Genomic DNA, 14,825 nt, shown 5'->3' with positions numbered 1-14,825 from the left:
GATTTGGCCGATTGCACCGAAGGTCCGCCGGCCCGATATCCCAGGCATGTCACAGACCCCCGATCCAGCCCCCTGGGCCGACCAGACCGCGCCGACCCTAGACGCCTTCGCGGCCCTGGCCCGGGCGGCGTTCGACGCCCTGCCCGAACCGTTTCGCTCGGCGGCGGGCGAGGTGGTGCTGCGCATCGACGATTTCGCCGACGACGAGACACTCGCCGCCGTCGGGCTCGAGGACCCGTTCGAGCTGACAGGTCTCTACCACGGCGTGGACATCGGCAGCCGCGACGGCCTGGGTCCGGCCGCCGAGCCGTCGCGGATCTTCCTGTACCGTCGCCCGATCCTGGACGAATGGTGCGAGCGGGGCGACATCGGTCTGGCCGATCTGATCGCCCACGTCCTGATCCACGAGATCGGCCACCATTTCGGCCTGACCGACGACGACATCGACGCCATCGAGGGCGAGGACTAGCCGCCCGCGCGCAGCCGGCCCTTCAGGTCGTCGATCCGGCGCGAGGCCTCGGCCTTGTCCAGGTCGGCGGCGAAGGCTTCGGGCTCGTTCACCTCTTCGGACAGGGTCTTCAGATAGGAGGCCTGGGCCCCCGTCATCGGATCGTTGCCCGAGACCCAGTCGCTCGGGTCCTTTTCGGTGTTGGTCGGCGGATCGGGGTCCAGCTTGGGATTGGGGTCGGTCATGGCCTGCTCCTGAGATTGAGTTGCCATAATGTTCCCGCCGCCAAGGCGTTCCCGGGCGCGATGACGCGCCCGGGCGGGTTCGGCCTATTCGATCTCGCGCACCTCGACCGGCAGGCCCAGGGCGTCCAGCTGCGGGCGGACCACCGAGGCGTCGCCGACCACGACCCAGACGAACCGGGCAGGGTCCAGCGCCGCGCGCGCGGCGGCGTCCAGCTGTTCCGACGTCAGGGCGCGCGTGCGGCTGGCGACGGTCTCCTGATAGTCGTCGGGGCGACCGAACAGGGCGTTCGTGCGCAGGGCGCTCAGCAGCTGGGCCGAGGTCTCGTAGCTGCCGGCCAGGCCCCGGGTATTGCCGTTGATCGTGCGGGTCAGTTCGGCCGGCGTCACGCCTTCCGCGCCCAGGAACGACTGGTATTGGCGCATCAGGGCGGCGATGGACTCACCCGTACGGTCGGCCTGAACCGGCGCATTCACGATGTAGGGGATCTGGTGCTCCAGCGCCGTCACGCTGCCGCGCACGCCGTAGGACCAGCCCTTGGTCTCGCGCAGATCCTTGTTGATCCGCGACAGGAAATCGGTGCCCAGCACGGCGTTGGCCGTGTTCAGAGTCAGCAGGTCGTCGGTGCCCGTCAGCGGCAGCACCTGGCCGCCATAGATCAGCGACTGGGGCGACTGCGGCCGGTCGATCAGCACGATGCGGCCGGTCGAGGCCGGGACCGCGGCGGCGAAGGACTTGCTGCCCTTGGCCGCCGCTGGCGCGGTCCAGTCGCCGAAGGCCGTGTTCAGCTGGGCCGTGACCTCGGCCAGGGGCAGGTCCGAGACCACGAAGACCCGGGCGTTGTCCGGACGCACCCAGGCGGCGTGCTCGGCCATCAGGCCGTCACGGCTCAGGCCGCCGATCGCGGCCTCGGTGCCGCTGCCGGTGAAGGAGCGGCCGTAGGGGCTGTCCGCGCCATACAGCAGGGGTGGCAGGGCGCGGGCGGCGATCGCGCCGGGCGAGGTCTTCTCGCTGGCCAGGGCGGCCAGCCTCTGGGCCTTCAACCGCTCGACCTCGGGCGCCGCGAAGGTCGGGCGGCGCACGATGTCGGACAGCAGCGACAGGGAGGGCGCCAGATTGGTCGAGACCGCCGTCAGGGTCGCGGCCGACCGATCCATCGAGGCTCCCAGGGCGATCGAAGCCCCCAGACGCTCCTGTTCCTCGGCCAGTTCGGCGGCGGTGCGACCGCCGGCCCCCTCGTCCATCAGATCCAGCATCAGGCTCTGGGCCCCCAGGGCCTCGGGTCGGTCGGCGGCGTAGCCGGCGTCGAACTCGACTGCCACCCGCGTCACGGGAACGGTGGCCGAACGCGCATAGACGACCTCGACGCCGTTCGACAGGCGGGCGCGTTCGACGTCGGGGAAGTCCAGGTCGCTGACCTGACCCACCTCGGGCATCGGATCGCGGGCGACGCGCTGGATCTCGGTCGCGGCCGCTGCGGGCGTCGCCCCGGCCGGGGTGGCCCCGGCCTCGACATAGGCGTCGCGATCGCCGGGCTCGATGGTGATCTCCAGCACCGGCCGAGTCAGCCAGCGCTGCATGGCGGCCTGGACCTGGGCCGGGGTGACGGAGGCATAGGCGGCCAGCTCGGTCTTGTAGTGGTCGGGATCGCCCGCATAGAGCTGGCCTTCGGCGAGGACCGAGGCCTTGCCGTTCACCTGCTCCAGCCCCTGGATGGTCCGCGAAGCGAAACTGGTGGCGACTCGGGCCACCTCTTCTTCGGTCGGGCCGTTCTGGATCAGGTCGTTCAGCACCGCGTCCAGGCGGGCATTGACCGCCGCCACGTCCTCGCCCGGCTTCACGTCGATGGTGATGTCGAAGATGCCGACGCGCTGGAAGGCGCTGTCCGAGGCGCTGACGGCCACGGCCGTCTGGTCCTGACGCACCAGGATGTTGTCCAGCCGCGAACTGGCCAGGCCGCCCAGGACCTCGGCCCCGACGCTCAGCGGCACGGTGTCGTCGTCCAGCAGGCCGGGCACGGCCCAGCTACGGGTCAGGCGGGTGTTGGCGACCCGGTCGCGCATCGTCATTCGGACCGGGGCGTCCAGCGTCGGGACGGCGGCGGCCGCCGGGGTGTTCAGAGGGCCGCTGGGGATCCGGCCGAAATACTTGTCGACGAGGGTCCGCGCCGTGGGCTCGTCGATGTCGCCCGACAGCACCAGGACCGCGTTGTTGGGTCCATAGTTGTCGCGGAACCAGTTGCGCACGACCTCCAGGCTGGCCGCGTCCAGGTCGGCCATGGATCCGATGGTGGAGTGGCGGTAGGGGTGGCCTTCGGGGAACAGGCCTTCCAGCTGGGCATATTCGAACAGGCCGTAGGGCTGGGTATCGCCCTGGCGCTTTTCGTTCTGGACCACGCCGCGCTGCAGATCCAGCACCTCCTGGCCGACCTGGCCGAGCAGATACCCCATCCGGTCGCTTTCCAGATACAGGGTCTGCTCCAGCGCCGGGGTCGGGACGGTCTCGAAATAGTTGGTGCGGTCGAACCAGGTGGTGCCGTTCAGACCGGTGGCCCCGGCCGAGGTCATGGCCTGGATATGGCTGATCGGGCTGTTCTCCGAGCCGCCGAACATCAGGTGTTCGAACAGGTGGGCGAACCCGGTCGAGCCGGCGGGCTCGTCCTTCGATCCGACATTGTACCAGACCGAGACCGCCACCACCGGGGCCTTGCGGTCGGTGTGCACGAGCACCGTCAGGCCGTTGTCCAGGGTGAAGCGCGACCAAGGAATGTCGACCCGCGCGACCAGGTCGGCGACGGGCGCGGCCTGCAGCGGCGCGGCGGCCTGGACTGAGACGGCGGGGACAGGTTCGGGGGAGAGGGCGAGGGCCGGAGCCACGGGCGCGATCACTGCCATGAGGGCGGCCATGGAGACAAGACGCAGACGCATACGCAAAACGGTCCTTTTACTGAGCGATGCGGACCTTACCCACCCGTATCGGGGGCGCAATCAACCGTTGCCATCATGGACAAAAAGTCACGATCCCAACGGCCGGGCCCGACGCCCCCTGATCGAATCACGATGTCGAGCGTTGCCGTGCCGAGGACGGAGCACAGGACGGACGATGAAGGGCGAGCTGGAGACCTATCAGGCCAAGCGCCGCTTCGGCGAGACGCCCGAGCCTGAAGGCAGGAAGACGGTCGGCAAGGCGTCCGCCCCCCTGCGCTATCTGATCCAGCGCCATGCGGCCACGCGGCTGCACTACGACTTCCGCATCGAGGTCGACGGCGTGCTGAAGTCCTGGGCCGTGACCAAGGCCCCGTCGCGCGACACCACGGTCAAAAGGCTGGCGGTGGAGGTCGAGGACCACCCGCTGGACTACGGCGATTTCGAAGGCACCATCCCCGCCGGCAACTATGGCGGCGGCACGGTCCAGCTGTGGGACACCGGCACCTGGTCGCCCCGGCATCCCGATACGCTGGAGGAAGACTGGTCCAAGGGCTCGATCAAGATGGACCTCGAGGGCGAGCGGCTGAAGGGCGGCTGGGCCCTGGTGCGGCTGAAGTCCGATCGCGGCAAGCCGTCCAAACGCAACAATTGGCTGCTGCTGAAGGAGAAGGACGAACACGCCGTGCCCGGCGAGGGCGACGCCCTGGCCGAGATCGACGCCTCCATCACCACCGGCCGAAGTATGGCCGAGATCGCCGCCGGCAAGGCGGCCCCGAACGCGAAGCCAAGCGTGCGCAAGCCGGCGGCAAAGGCCAAGGCGGTCGCCAGGACCGAGCCGGCCCTGACGGCTCCCCCGGCCTTCACCCCCATCCAGTTGTGCAAGGTGGCCGACCATCCGCCCTCCGGATCCGGCTGGGCCCACGAGATCAAGTTCGACGGCTACCGCGTCCAGCTCGCCACCGGCGGGGGCCAGGCGAAACTCTACACCCGGCGCGGCCACGACTGGTCCGACAAGTTTCCGGAGATCGTCGCCGACGCCGCCAAATGGCCGGACGGCGTGGTCGACGGCGAGCTGTGCGCCCTGGACGCCGATCACATGCCCGACTTCTCGGCCCTGCAGTCGGCCATTCCCGACGGCAAGACCGACGACCTGGTCCTGTTCGCCTTCGACCTGCTGTTCGAGGGTGCCGAGGACCTGCGCGGCCTGCCCCTGTCTCACCGCAAGGCCCGGCTGACCGCCCATATCGACCGCATGCCCAAGGCGGCGCGGGGGCGCATCCGCTATGTCGACCATTTCGCCACCACCGGCCAGGCCGTGCTGGAAAGCGCCTGCCGGATGGATCTGGAAGGCGTCATCTCCAAGAAGCTGGACGCGCCCTACTCCGCCGGCCGCTCCACCACCTGGCTGAAGTCCAAATGCCGGGGCGGGGACGAGGTGGTGATCGGCGGCTGGTCCTCCGAGGATGGTACCCGGTTCCGCTCCCTGCTGGTCGGGGTGCAGGACGGCGAAGGCCTGCGCTATCTCGGCCGGGTCGGCACCGGCTACTCCCAGCCCCTGATGAAGACCCTGCTGCCGGCGCTCAAGACCGCCGCCGCCGACGCCAGCCCCTTCGCCGGCAAGGGGGCTCCGCGCGGCGGCCGCGAGATCCACTGGCTGAAGCCCGTCCTGGTCGCCGAGATCGAGCACGGCGGCTATACCGAGGCCGGATCGCTGCGCCACGCCGCCTACAAGGGCCTGCGCGCCGACAAGCCCGCCGCCGAGGTCACCGAACGCCCTCAGGCGCCCAGCCCGACGGGCAGGGCCGCCCCCGCCACCGACCTGCACGTCCCCGGCGAGGCGGCGCCGCTGAAAGGCGGCTCGGCCAAGGGCAAGGTCGTCGTGGCCGGGGTCACCCTGTCCAACCCCGACAAGATCCTGTGGCCGGCGGTCGGCGACCACCCGGCCATCACCAAGGCCGAGCTGGCCCGCTATTACGAGGCCGTGGCCGCGCGCATCCTGCCCCACGTCGCCGACCGTCCGACCTCGATCATCCGCGCGCCCGAAGGCGTCGGCGGCGAGACCTTCTTCCAGCGCCACGCCATGCCCGGCTCCAACCCCCGGCTCAAGCTGATCGATGTGCATGAGCGCAAACCCTATGTCGGGGTCGTCGACGTCGGCGGCCTGGTCGCCATCGGCCAGTCGGGCGGGCTGGAGCTGCACCCCTGGGGCTGCATGCCCGGCGACCCCGAAGTCCCCGACCAGATCACCTTCGACCTCGACCCCGACGAGGGTCTGGACTTCGACGACGTGATCGCCGCCGCCAAGGTGGTGCGGAAAAAGCTGGAGGCCCTGGGTCTGGCCCCCTTCGTCAAGACCACCGGCGGCAAGGGCCTGCACGTCGTGGTGCCGATCAAGACCGACGCCCGCAGCCGCGTCACCTGGGACCAGAACAAGGCCCTCGCCAAGGCCGTGTCCGAGGCCATCCGCGTCGAGGCTCCCGACCGGTTCACCACCACCCTGGCCAAGAAGGCGCGGGGCGGGAAGATCTTCCTCGACTATCTGCGCAATGGCCGCATGGCCACGGCGGTCGCCCCCTGGTCGCCGCGCGCCCGGCCGGGCGCCGGCATCGCCTATCCGCTGAACTGGACCCAGGTGAAGACCGGCCTGGATCCCACCGCCTTCACCCTGCGCACCTATGCCGCCCTGCTGAAGAAGCCCGATCCGTGGAAGGATTTCCGCGCCTCGGCCGTCAGCCTGCGGCCGGCGCTGAAGGCGATGAAGGTCGGCTAGATCAGTCCTTCCCCCGCTTGCGGGGGAAAGCCGTCCGTCTTCGAGCGCAGCGAGAACAGGACGGATGAGGGAACCTGATCCTTCTTTCCAAGGCCAAGCAAGACTTCCCCCATCGGGCCTGGCTGGCTGCGCCAGCGACGGACCGCTTTCCCCCATGAAGAATGGGGGAAGGGCTGCGCGCCTCACAGGAAGCTGTATGGATCCACGTCGACCGTGACCCGCACCGACCCCGGCACCTTCACCCGCGCCAGCCAGGCCCGCAGGAAGCCCTGCAGGTCCACGTCGCGGTCCGCCCGGACCAGCAGCCGCTTGCGCCGCCGCCCCCGGATCAGGCCCAGGGGGGCATCGGCCGGGCCATAGACCTCCAGCCGCTCGGCGTTGGGGATGGCAGCGGCCAGGTCGGTCGCCACCTTCTCGACCGCCAGGGCGTCGACGCCCGACAGGATCAGGGCCGCCAGCCGCCCGTGCGGCGGCAGGGTCGCGGCCTCCCGTTCCTCCATTTCGGCCGCGACGAAGGCGTCGCGATCCCCCGCCGCCAGGGCCATCAGCACCGGATGCTCGGGCGTCCAGGTCTGCAGGATGGCGCGGCCCGGCCGATCCGCCCGCCCGGCCCGGCCCGTGGCTTGGGTCAACAGTTGAAAGGTCCGCTCCGCCGCCCGCAGATCCCCGCCCCTCAACCCCAGATCGGCGTCGACCACCCCCACCAGGGTCAGCAGGGGGAAGTTGTGCCCCTTGGCCGCCGCCTGGGTCGCCACCAGGATGTCGATCTCCCCGTCGGTCATCCGCTGGATCAGGGCCCGCGCCGCCCGGGCGTCCGGCACGGTGTCGGAGCTGAACACCGCGGTCCGCGCCTCGGGGAACAGCTGGCGCACCTCCTCCTCGACCCGTTCGACCCCCGGCCCGACCGAGACCAGCGAATCCTCGGCCCCGCAGGACGGACAGATCCGGGGCCGGGCCATGGTGAAGCCGGTCAGGTGACAGACCAGCCGCCCGGTGTAGCGATGCTCGACCAGCCAGCTGTCGGTGTCGGGCGAGGTCATCCGGTGCCCGCAGGCGCGGCACAGCACCACCGGCGCATAGCCCCGCCGGTTCAGGAACAGCAGGGTCTGCTCCCCCGCCACCAGGGTCTCGGCGATCGCTTCACGCAGGGGCTGGGACAGCCAGGTCTGTGGGTCGGGCGGGCATTGTCGCAGGTCCAGCAGCTGGATGTCCGGCAGCACCGCCGCCCCATGCCGGCTGGACAGGCGCAGCCAGGTGTAACGCCCCCCGTGCGCGTTCCACAGCGTCTCGAGCGACGGGGTGGCCGAGGCCAGGACCACCACGGCCTTCTCGATCCGGGCCCGCGCCACGGCCAGGTCGCGGCCGTGATAGACCAGGCCGTCCTCCTGTTTGAAGGAACCATCATGCTCCTCGTCGACGATGACCAGCTTCAGGTGGGCGAAGGGCAGGAACAGGGCCGAGCGGGCCCCGACGACGATATTGCAGCGCCCCGCCACCACCGCCTCCCACACCCGCCGTCGCTTCGGCGGGGCCACGCCCGAATGCCATTCGGCCGGGGCCGCCCCGAACCGGGCCGTGATCCGCGCGATCAGGTCCTGGGTCAGGGCGATCTCGGGCAGCAGGATCAACACTTGAGCCGCCGGGTCCGCCGCCAGGGTCCGCGCCACCGCCTCCAGATAGGCCTCGGTCTTGCCCGAGCCGGTGACCCCGTCCAGCAGGAAGGCCCTGAACCCGCCCTCCGCCGTCGCCACGGCCATGGCGTCCGCCGCCGCCGCCTGGTCCGGGTTGAGCTTTGCCGGCGCATGGGCGGGATCGGGGGCGGCGAAGGCCGCTTCCGCCTCGATCTCGAAGACCTCCAGCACCCCCTCGTCGACCAGTCCCTTGACCACGGCCGAAGACACCCCCGCCGCCCGCGCCAGGTCAGGCCCCGGCATGGCCGTCTCGCCCAAAGCCTCGAGCACCGCCGTCCGCCCGGCCGTCGGCCGCGCCGGCGTCCGGTCGCCGACCCGCCGCAGCCGCCGCTCCGGCCGGGGCCGGGGGGCGCGCAGCCCCTTCAGCGCCGTCGCCGCCATCTCGCCCGGCGGGCTCAGAGTCCAGCGCGCCGCCCATTCGACGAAGTCGAGCGTGCCGGGCGGCAGGGGCGGATCGTCCAGCCGGGTCTCGACCGTCTTCAGCCGCCGGTTGGAGCCCGTGGTCTCGCGCACCTCGGTGACGATGCCCCGCATCAGCCGTGGGCCCAGCGGCACGGCCACCTGATCGCCCCGCGCGAGCATCATCGCCTGGGGCACCTCATAGTCGAAGGCCTCGTGCACCGGCAGGGGAATCAGGACCGAGGCGACTTTCACCGACGCGCCCCGTCCGCTAGAAACGGCCGCATGAAACTTTTCCTCGACACCGCCGACGTCGCCGTCATCCAGGACATGCTGCCCACCGGCATGGTCGACGGGGTGACCACCAACCCCTCCCTGATCGCCAAGTCCGGTCGCAACATCGCCGAGGTCATCGCCGAGATCTGCGCCCTCGTCGAGGGGCCGATCTCCGCCGAGGCGGTGGCCACCGATTTCGAGACCATGGTCAAGGAAGGCGACAAGCTGGCCGCCATCGCGCCCAACGTCGTGGTCAAGCTGCCCCTGACCTGGGACGGGCTGCGCGCCACGCGGGTCTTCGCCGACAAGGGCATCAAGACCAACGTCACCCTGTGCTTCTCGGCCGCCCAGGCCCTGCTGGCGGCCAAGGCCGGCGCGACCTTCGTCTCGCCCTTCGTGGGGCGGCTGGACGACCACGGGGCGAACGGCATCGAACTGCTGGAGGACATCCGCGTCCTTTACGACGTCCACGGCTTCGAGACCGGAATTCTTGCGGCCTCCCTGCGGCATCCGGGCCATGTCTCGGCTGCCGCCATCGCCGGGGCCGACGCCGCCACCCTGCCGGCCGACACTTTCAAGGCCTTGGTAAAGCACCCATTAACCGACAAGGGGCTTGATGCCTTCCTCGCCGACTGGGGCAAGACCGGCCAGTCGATCCTGTAACGCGTCCGGCGCTCCGGACAGGAGTGCCGCGTGACGTCCAAGGACCAGACCGTCGACCTGTTCGCCGCGCCCCCGGCCGGGGATCTGCACTGGCCCGACGTCCGCGCCTGGCTACAGGCCAACCCCCAGACCCTGGCCGACGACCGCTCCCTGCTGGAGGAGATCGGCCTGAAGCCCCACGGCCGCAACGTCGTGGAGTTCGGCCGCGCCGCCCTGACCAAGCTGGAGGCCGTCGCCGAGCGCGAGGCGGATGCCCGCAAACGCATCGAATCCATCGCCCGCGCCAATTTCGCCGCCCAGACCCAGACCCATGTCGCCGCCCTGGATCTGATGGAGGCGCGCAACCATTCCGACCTCGCCCGCCGCCTGGACGCCACGGCCCAGGGGCGGTTCGGCCTGGCCGGGGCAGCCCTGGCGATCGAAAAGCCCGGCGGGGCCCCGTTCGGCTGGAAACTGCTGGAGGTCGGCGGCGTCGACGGCCTGCTGGGCGATCACGGCCTGACCTGGCTGGGGCCGATGTTCGAGGGTCTGGACCTGTTCGGCCCGGCCTCGGACCAGATCCGCTCGGTCGCCCTGATCCGCATGGCCCCGCATCTGGGCGGCGATCGCGCCGACCAGGCCCGCCATGCCCTGTGCGCCTTCGGCTCGCCCGAGGAACAGGGCTTCACCCCCGGCATGGGCTGCGAACTGGTCGCCTTCATCGCCCGGGTGGTCGAACGCACGGCCGAACGATGGCCGATCCTCAACTGACCGCCACCGAAGCCCTGTCCGCCTGGCTGGAGCATCTGGCCCACGAGCGCCGGCTGTCGCCGCGCACGCTCGAGGCCTATGGCCACATCGGCCGCCACTATCTGACCTTCCTCGAGCGTCACCGGGGCGAGCCCCAGGGCCTGGCCGACCTCGGCACCGTCACGGGGGCCGAGCTGCGCGCCCATCTGGCCGAGCGGCGCTCCGGCGATCATCCTCTGAACGCCCGATCGCTGAGCCAGACCCTCTCGGCCCTGCGCACCTTCCACGTCTTCCTCGACCGGCGCTGCGACACCCCCGCCCCCCTGCTGGCCCTGGTGCGGGGCCCCCGGGTCAAGCCGACCCTGCCTCGCCCGGTCAGCGCCGACCAGGCGCGGGGGCTGCTGGCCGAGCCGGGGCTGGATCCCGACACCGCGCCGTGGGAGGCGTTGCGCGACACCGCCGTCCTGTCCCTGCTCTACGGCTGCGGCCTGCGGATCTCGGAGGCACTCAGCCTGACCCGCGCCGACGCGCCCCTGCCCCAGACCCTGCGCATCACCGGGAAGGGCGGCAAGACCCGGCTGGTCCCGGTCCTGCCTGCCGTCTGCGCCGCCGTCGACGCCGCCCTGGCCGCCCAGCCGTTTCCGCTGGAGCCACAGGACGCCCTGTTCCGCGCCCGCCGCGGAGGCCCGCTCAGCCCGCGCCATGTTCAGGCCACGGTCCAGACCCTGCGCGGCCGCCTGGGCCTGCCGGACTCAGCCACTCCCCATGCGCTCCGCCACAGCTTCGCCACCCACCTGCTGGGGGCCGGGGCCGATCTGCGCTCGATCCAGGAACTGCTGGGCCATGCCAGTCTGTCGACGACGCAGAAATACACCGCCGTCGACGCCGCTCACCTGCTGGGCGCCTATGCGGCCGCCCATCCGAGGGCTTAGCCCACGTTTAACGGCGGGGCACGATGACCGGCGCGGCAGGCGTCTCACGCCCCATCTCTCGACCCAGCGCGCTGGACCCGGGCACGCGGTAGTTGACGACGATCGGGGCGGGGCAGCCGTCCACGCGGCGGTCCAGCAGCTTGTACAGCCCGACGGCCTCGTTCCCCTCGCGCCACATCAGACCGGCCCCGGGGGCCGCGGCATCGCTGGCCCGCCGAAACTCGGACGGGCAGATCGGCGAGGCCTGGCCCAACACCCGCATGCTGGCGCTCGGTGGCGAGGCCGGCGGGATCAGGCGTTGCGGCATGGCCGGGATCGCGGACTGGGGCGCGGCGGTCAGAAGGAGCAGCATGGACAGCATCGGGACCTCCCTGATCGACCCAGTCTAACAGGCTTTCGCCGATCGGGCGACCGGCCCGATCAGATCGCGCGGACGGCCCCGCCGTCGATGCGGATCAGGCTGCCGGTGACATAGGCGGCGCGGGGGCTGGCCAGGAAGGCCGCGACGGCCCCGAACTCGGCCGGGTCACCCAGACGGCCCACGGGGATGGTCTCGAGCGATTTCGCCTGGGCCGCCTCGGGCGTGATGCCGAGCCGATCGGCGACCGACTGGTCCAGTTGCTGGATGCGGGGCGTGGCGATGCGACCCGGCAGCAGGGTGTTGACCGTCACCCCGTCGGCCGCGACCTCGGTGGCCAGGGTCTTGGCCCAGCCCGTGACCGAGGCGCGCATCGCCGTCGACACGCCCAGGTTGGGGATGGGCTCGACCACGCTGGAGGAGGCGACGTTCAGGATCCGGCCCCAGCCCGCCGCCCGCATGGCCGGCAGGACCCGGTCGGTCAGGCGGAACACCGACAGCACCATCCCCTCGAATTGCGCCCGCCACAGGTCGGGATCCAGGCCGGCCACGCCCGAGGGCGGCGGCCCGCCGGTGTTGTTCAGCAGGATCTGGATCGGCCCGCCCAGCAGACCCTCGGCCGTATCGACCGCGGCCAGCAGGGCGTCGTGATCGGACAGGTCGGCGGGCACGATCACCGCCCGGCCGACGGCCGTGGCGGTGATGCCGTCGGCCACGGCCTGAAGCTTGTCGGCATCGCGCGACAGCAAGGCGACGTGCGCCCCCTCCGCCGCCAGGGCCCCGGCCACGGCCCGGCCCAGACCGCTGGACCCGCCGCAGATCAGGGCGCGCTTCCCGGCGAGTTGCAGGTCCATGCCTATTCCTTCCCGTCGATATTCAGAACGTAGCCGTCGTCTGCGACCCGTCTCACGAAACTGCCGTATATCGTCGCTCCGGCCAGGCCGGCCGTGCGTAGCCGAAAGTCGGCGCGGATCGCTCCATAACGCGGCCCAGATTTGAAGATCGCCACATCGAACGATGCGCCCGTCTCCGGGTTGACGAACTCGTCACCGAGCGATGCAGCTTCATCTGTCAGCCATTCGGCGAACGCGCTGCTGGCCCGCTCAAGATCGTGAACCGATTGGCCGAGACGTCTAACGGGTGCGATAGTCAGCGAGCTGATCATCTCCCTCACGACGCCCGCATTGGGCACGTCCGTACCGGTCCATATCTCGTGAGGAAAGGAGACGCCCTTAAAAGGATCGGCCCTGCCTCGACCGAACATTTACGCCTGCATGGTCCAGCCCTCGACGCCCATGGCCGCCTGTTTGACGACTTCGGAGCGGGTCGGGTGGGCGTGGCTGGTGCGGGCCAGGTCTTCCGACGCCCCGCCGAAGGCCATGGCCACGCAGGCCTCGCCGATCATCTCGCCCGCCTGGGGCCCCATGATGTGGACGCCCAGGATACGGTCGGTGGCGGGATCGGCCAGAACCTTGGCATAGCCGTCGGTCTCATGGTTGATCTTGGCGCGGCTGTTGGCGCTGAAGGGGAATTTGCCGACCTTGTAGGCGATGCCGTCGGCCTTCAGCTGGTCCTCGGTCTGGCCGACCCAGGCCACTTCGGGGAAGGTGTAGACCACGCTGGGCACCAGATTGTAGTCGACGTGGCCGGCCTTGCCCGCGATCAGCTCGATGGCGGCGACCGCATCTTCCTCCGCCTTGTGGGCCAGCATCGGGCCGGTGGTGACGTCGCCGATGACCCACACGCCGCCCCCATCAGGATTGGCCGCCACCTTGAAGTGATCGCCGACGATGACGCCGCGCTTGTCGGTCTCGACCCCGACCGTCTCCAGACCCAGGCCGGCCGAATAGGGACGGCGGCCGATCGCCACCAGCACCACGTCCCCGGTCAGGGTCTCAGGCGTGCCGCCGGCGGCGGGCTCGACCGTCAGTTCGACGCCGTCCTTGGTCACCTTCGACCCCGTGACCTTGGAGCCGAGCTTGAAGGTCATGCCCTGTTTGGTCAGGGTCCGCTGGAAGGCGGTGGCCAGGTCGGAGTCCATGCCGGGCGTGATGCGCGGCAGATATTCGACCACAGTCACCTCGGCCCCCAGCCGGCGCCAGACCGAGCCCAGCTCCAGGCCGATGATGCCGGCCCCGACGACGATCAGCTTCTTCGGCACCGCCGCCAGCGCCAGGGCTCCGGTGGAATCGACCACCTTGCCCGGCACGAATTCCACGCCCGGAAGCGGGGTGGGCTCGGAGCCGGTGGCGATGACGATGTCCTTGGCCTTCAGCGTGGTCTTGGTGCCGTCCTTGGCCTCGACCTCGACCGTTCCCGGGCCTGTGATCCGGCCCTTGCCCTTGATCCAGTCGGCCTTGTTCTTCTTGAACAGGAACTCGATGCCCTTGGTCAGGGCGGTGACGCTGTCGTTCTTCTGGGCGTGCATCTGGCCCAGGTTCAGCTTCGGCGTCACCTCGATGCCGATCTTGGCGAACTCGGTATTGGCCGACTCGAACAGCTCCGAGGCGTGCAACAGGGCCTTGGAGGGCATGCAGCCGACGTTCAGACAGGTGCCGCCCAGGGTCTCGCGCATCTCGACGCAGGCGACCTTCATGCCCAGCTGGCCGGCGCGGATCGCGGCGTTGTAGCCGCCCGGCCCGCCGCCGATGATCACGACGTCATAGGTCGCGGGAGCGGAAGCGGGGGCGGCGTCGGTCATGGGAACCTCTGGATCGGGCGCGGTCGGAGAGAACGCCGCTGTCGTAGCGGCTGGCCCGTCAGAATCAACAGGCGCGTGGACCGGTTGGGCGGATATGGGGACGCGCCCGCCGTCCGGCGAGCCCCCTTGCACCGCCTGTGGGCCTTCGGGCGAACCCGCGGCCTTTCAGGCCCAGAGGGGCGGCTCGGTCCAGACCCGCGTCAGGGCCGCGCCCTTCTGCCCGCGCCACACGCCGGTCGCCAGGACAGCCAGCCCCACCGCCAGGAGGATGGCGAGCGTCAGGGGCGTGGTCTCGACGGTCACGCCCAGGGGACGCAGCATCGCCTCGGCCCGGGCCCCGATCTCGAGGGCCTCCGTCCCCGGCTGGACGGCCCCGCCCGCGACCGCGAGCCGCAGGACGATGTCGCCCATGAAACCCAGAAAGAACAGGCCCGGGGCCCAGGACCAGCCGGCGGCAGTGGCCAGCCCGCCCGCGCCATACAGGACGATGGTCGCCAGCAGACCCGCCGCGATCATCAGGGCCTCGGTCGAGCCCGTCGCGGCGAGACCGGACCAGACCTGGCCCACCGTCTGCCCGGCCGCCAGGGCAGCGCCCAGCGGAAGGGCCAGCCAGGTCGCATAGGCCACGATCACAATGGCCAGCAGAACCCTCAGTACCCAGATCATGACCGCCCCCGCCGAAGAACAG

General features: G+C 70.6%; 13 protein-coding genes. 5 read left to right on the top strand and 8 right to left on the bottom strand.

Features of this window, described 5'->3' with window-relative positions; translation table 11 throughout:
- The first annotated feature begins 46 nt into the window (after positions 1 to 46).
- Positions 47 to 469: a metallopeptidase family protein gene (locus BZG35_RS02485; RefSeq protein WP_077354201.1), complete on the top strand. Its 423-nt coding sequence runs from the start codon at positions 47 to 49 to the stop codon at positions 467 to 469.
- Here BZG35_RS02485 and BZG35_RS02480 read toward each other — a convergent pair.
- Together BZG35_RS02480 and BZG35_RS02475 are read right to left on the bottom strand one after the other, a co-directional pair.
- Entirely contained in the window at positions 466 to 693 is a 228-nt protein-coding gene (locus BZG35_RS02480; RefSeq protein WP_077354200.1) for a DUF3072 domain-containing protein, read from the bottom strand. The genes BZG35_RS02485 and BZG35_RS02480 overlap by 4 nt on opposite strands.
- An 84-nt stretch (positions 694 to 777) precedes the next feature.
- Positions 778 to 3,618, bottom strand: coding sequence for a pitrilysin family protein (locus BZG35_RS02475; protein ID WP_077354199.1), 2,841 nt, complete (start codon positions 3,616 to 3,618; stop codon positions 778 to 780).
- A 175-nt stretch (positions 3,619 to 3,793) separates the two neighbouring features.
- Between BZG35_RS02475 and ligD the strand changes: the two genes are divergently transcribed.
- Positions 3,794 to 6,388, top strand: a complete 2,595-nt coding sequence (ligD, locus tag BZG35_RS02470; RefSeq protein WP_077354198.1) for a DNA ligase D — start codon at positions 3,794 to 3,796, stop codon at positions 6,386 to 6,388.
- Positions 6,389 to 6,570: 182 nt separating this feature from the next.
- On the opposite strand, the gene BZG35_RS02465 is transcribed toward ligD, so the two are convergent.
- Positions 6,571 to 8,733, bottom strand: a complete 2,163-nt coding sequence (locus BZG35_RS02465) for a primosomal protein N' (protein ID WP_077354197.1) — start codon at positions 8,731 to 8,733, stop codon at positions 6,571 to 6,573.
- Positions 8,734 to 8,763: 30 nt separating this feature from the next.
- Between BZG35_RS02465 and fsa the strand changes: the two genes are divergently transcribed.
- The 3 genes from fsa to BZG35_RS02450 are packed head-to-tail and all read left to right on the top strand — an operon-like array spanning position 8,764 to position 11,078.
- Positions 8,764 to 9,417 carry a fructose-6-phosphate aldolase gene (fsa, locus tag BZG35_RS02460; RefSeq protein WP_077354196.1) on the top strand — a complete coding sequence of 218 codons (654 nt, stop codon included), beginning with the start codon at positions 8,764 to 8,766 and terminating at the stop codon, positions 9,415 to 9,417.
- A gap of 30 nt (positions 9,418 to 9,447) precedes the next feature.
- Positions 9,448 to 10,167, top strand: coding sequence for a DUF484 family protein (locus tag BZG35_RS02455; protein WP_253189247.1), 720 nt, complete (start codon positions 9,448 to 9,450; stop codon positions 10,165 to 10,167).
- The gene (locus BZG35_RS02450) at positions 10,149 to 11,078 is read left to right on the top strand and encodes a tyrosine recombinase XerC (RefSeq protein WP_077354195.1); all 930 of its coding nucleotides are present in this window, start codon (positions 10,149 to 10,151) and stop codon (positions 11,076 to 11,078) included. The genes BZG35_RS02455 and BZG35_RS02450 overlap by 19 nt, the downstream gene beginning before the upstream one ends.
- A gap of 7 nt (positions 11,079 to 11,085) precedes the next feature.
- On the opposite strand, the gene BZG35_RS02445 is transcribed toward BZG35_RS02450, so the two are convergent.
- From BZG35_RS02445 to BZG35_RS02425, 5 genes are all read right to left on the bottom strand, one after another.
- Entirely contained in the window at positions 11,086 to 11,439 is a 354-nt protein-coding gene (locus tag BZG35_RS02445) for a hypothetical protein (RefSeq protein ID WP_077354194.1), read from the bottom strand.
- A 59-nt stretch (positions 11,440 to 11,498) separates the two neighbouring features.
- Positions 11,499 to 12,290, bottom strand: coding sequence for an SDR family oxidoreductase (locus tag BZG35_RS02440; RefSeq protein WP_077354193.1), 792 nt, complete (start codon positions 12,288 to 12,290; stop codon positions 11,499 to 11,501).
- Positions 12,291 to 12,292: 2 nt separating this feature from the next.
- The gene (locus BZG35_RS02435) at positions 12,293 to 12,601 is read right to left on the bottom strand and encodes a hypothetical protein (RefSeq protein WP_150125904.1); all 309 of its coding nucleotides are present in this window, start codon (positions 12,599 to 12,601) and stop codon (positions 12,293 to 12,295) included.
- A 99-nt stretch (positions 12,602 to 12,700) separates the two neighbouring features.
- A complete protein-coding gene (gene lpdA, locus BZG35_RS02430; RefSeq protein WP_077354191.1) occupies positions 12,701 to 14,137 on the bottom strand; it encodes a dihydrolipoyl dehydrogenase in 1,437 nt (478 codons plus the stop codon).
- A gap of 165 nt (positions 14,138 to 14,302) precedes the next feature.
- Positions 14,303 to 14,803: a hypothetical protein gene (locus BZG35_RS02425; protein ID WP_077354190.1), complete on the bottom strand. Its 501-nt coding sequence runs from the start codon at positions 14,801 to 14,803 to the stop codon at positions 14,303 to 14,305.
- Positions 14,804 to 14,825 lie beyond the last annotated feature (22 nt).

This window comes from Brevundimonas sp. LM2 (assembly GCF_002002865.1).
Lineage (GTDB): Bacteria > Pseudomonadota > Alphaproteobacteria > Caulobacterales > Caulobacteraceae > Brevundimonas.
The sequence above is the reverse complement of the archived record's forward strand: the minus strand, read 5'-3'. Positions and strand labels throughout refer to the sequence as shown.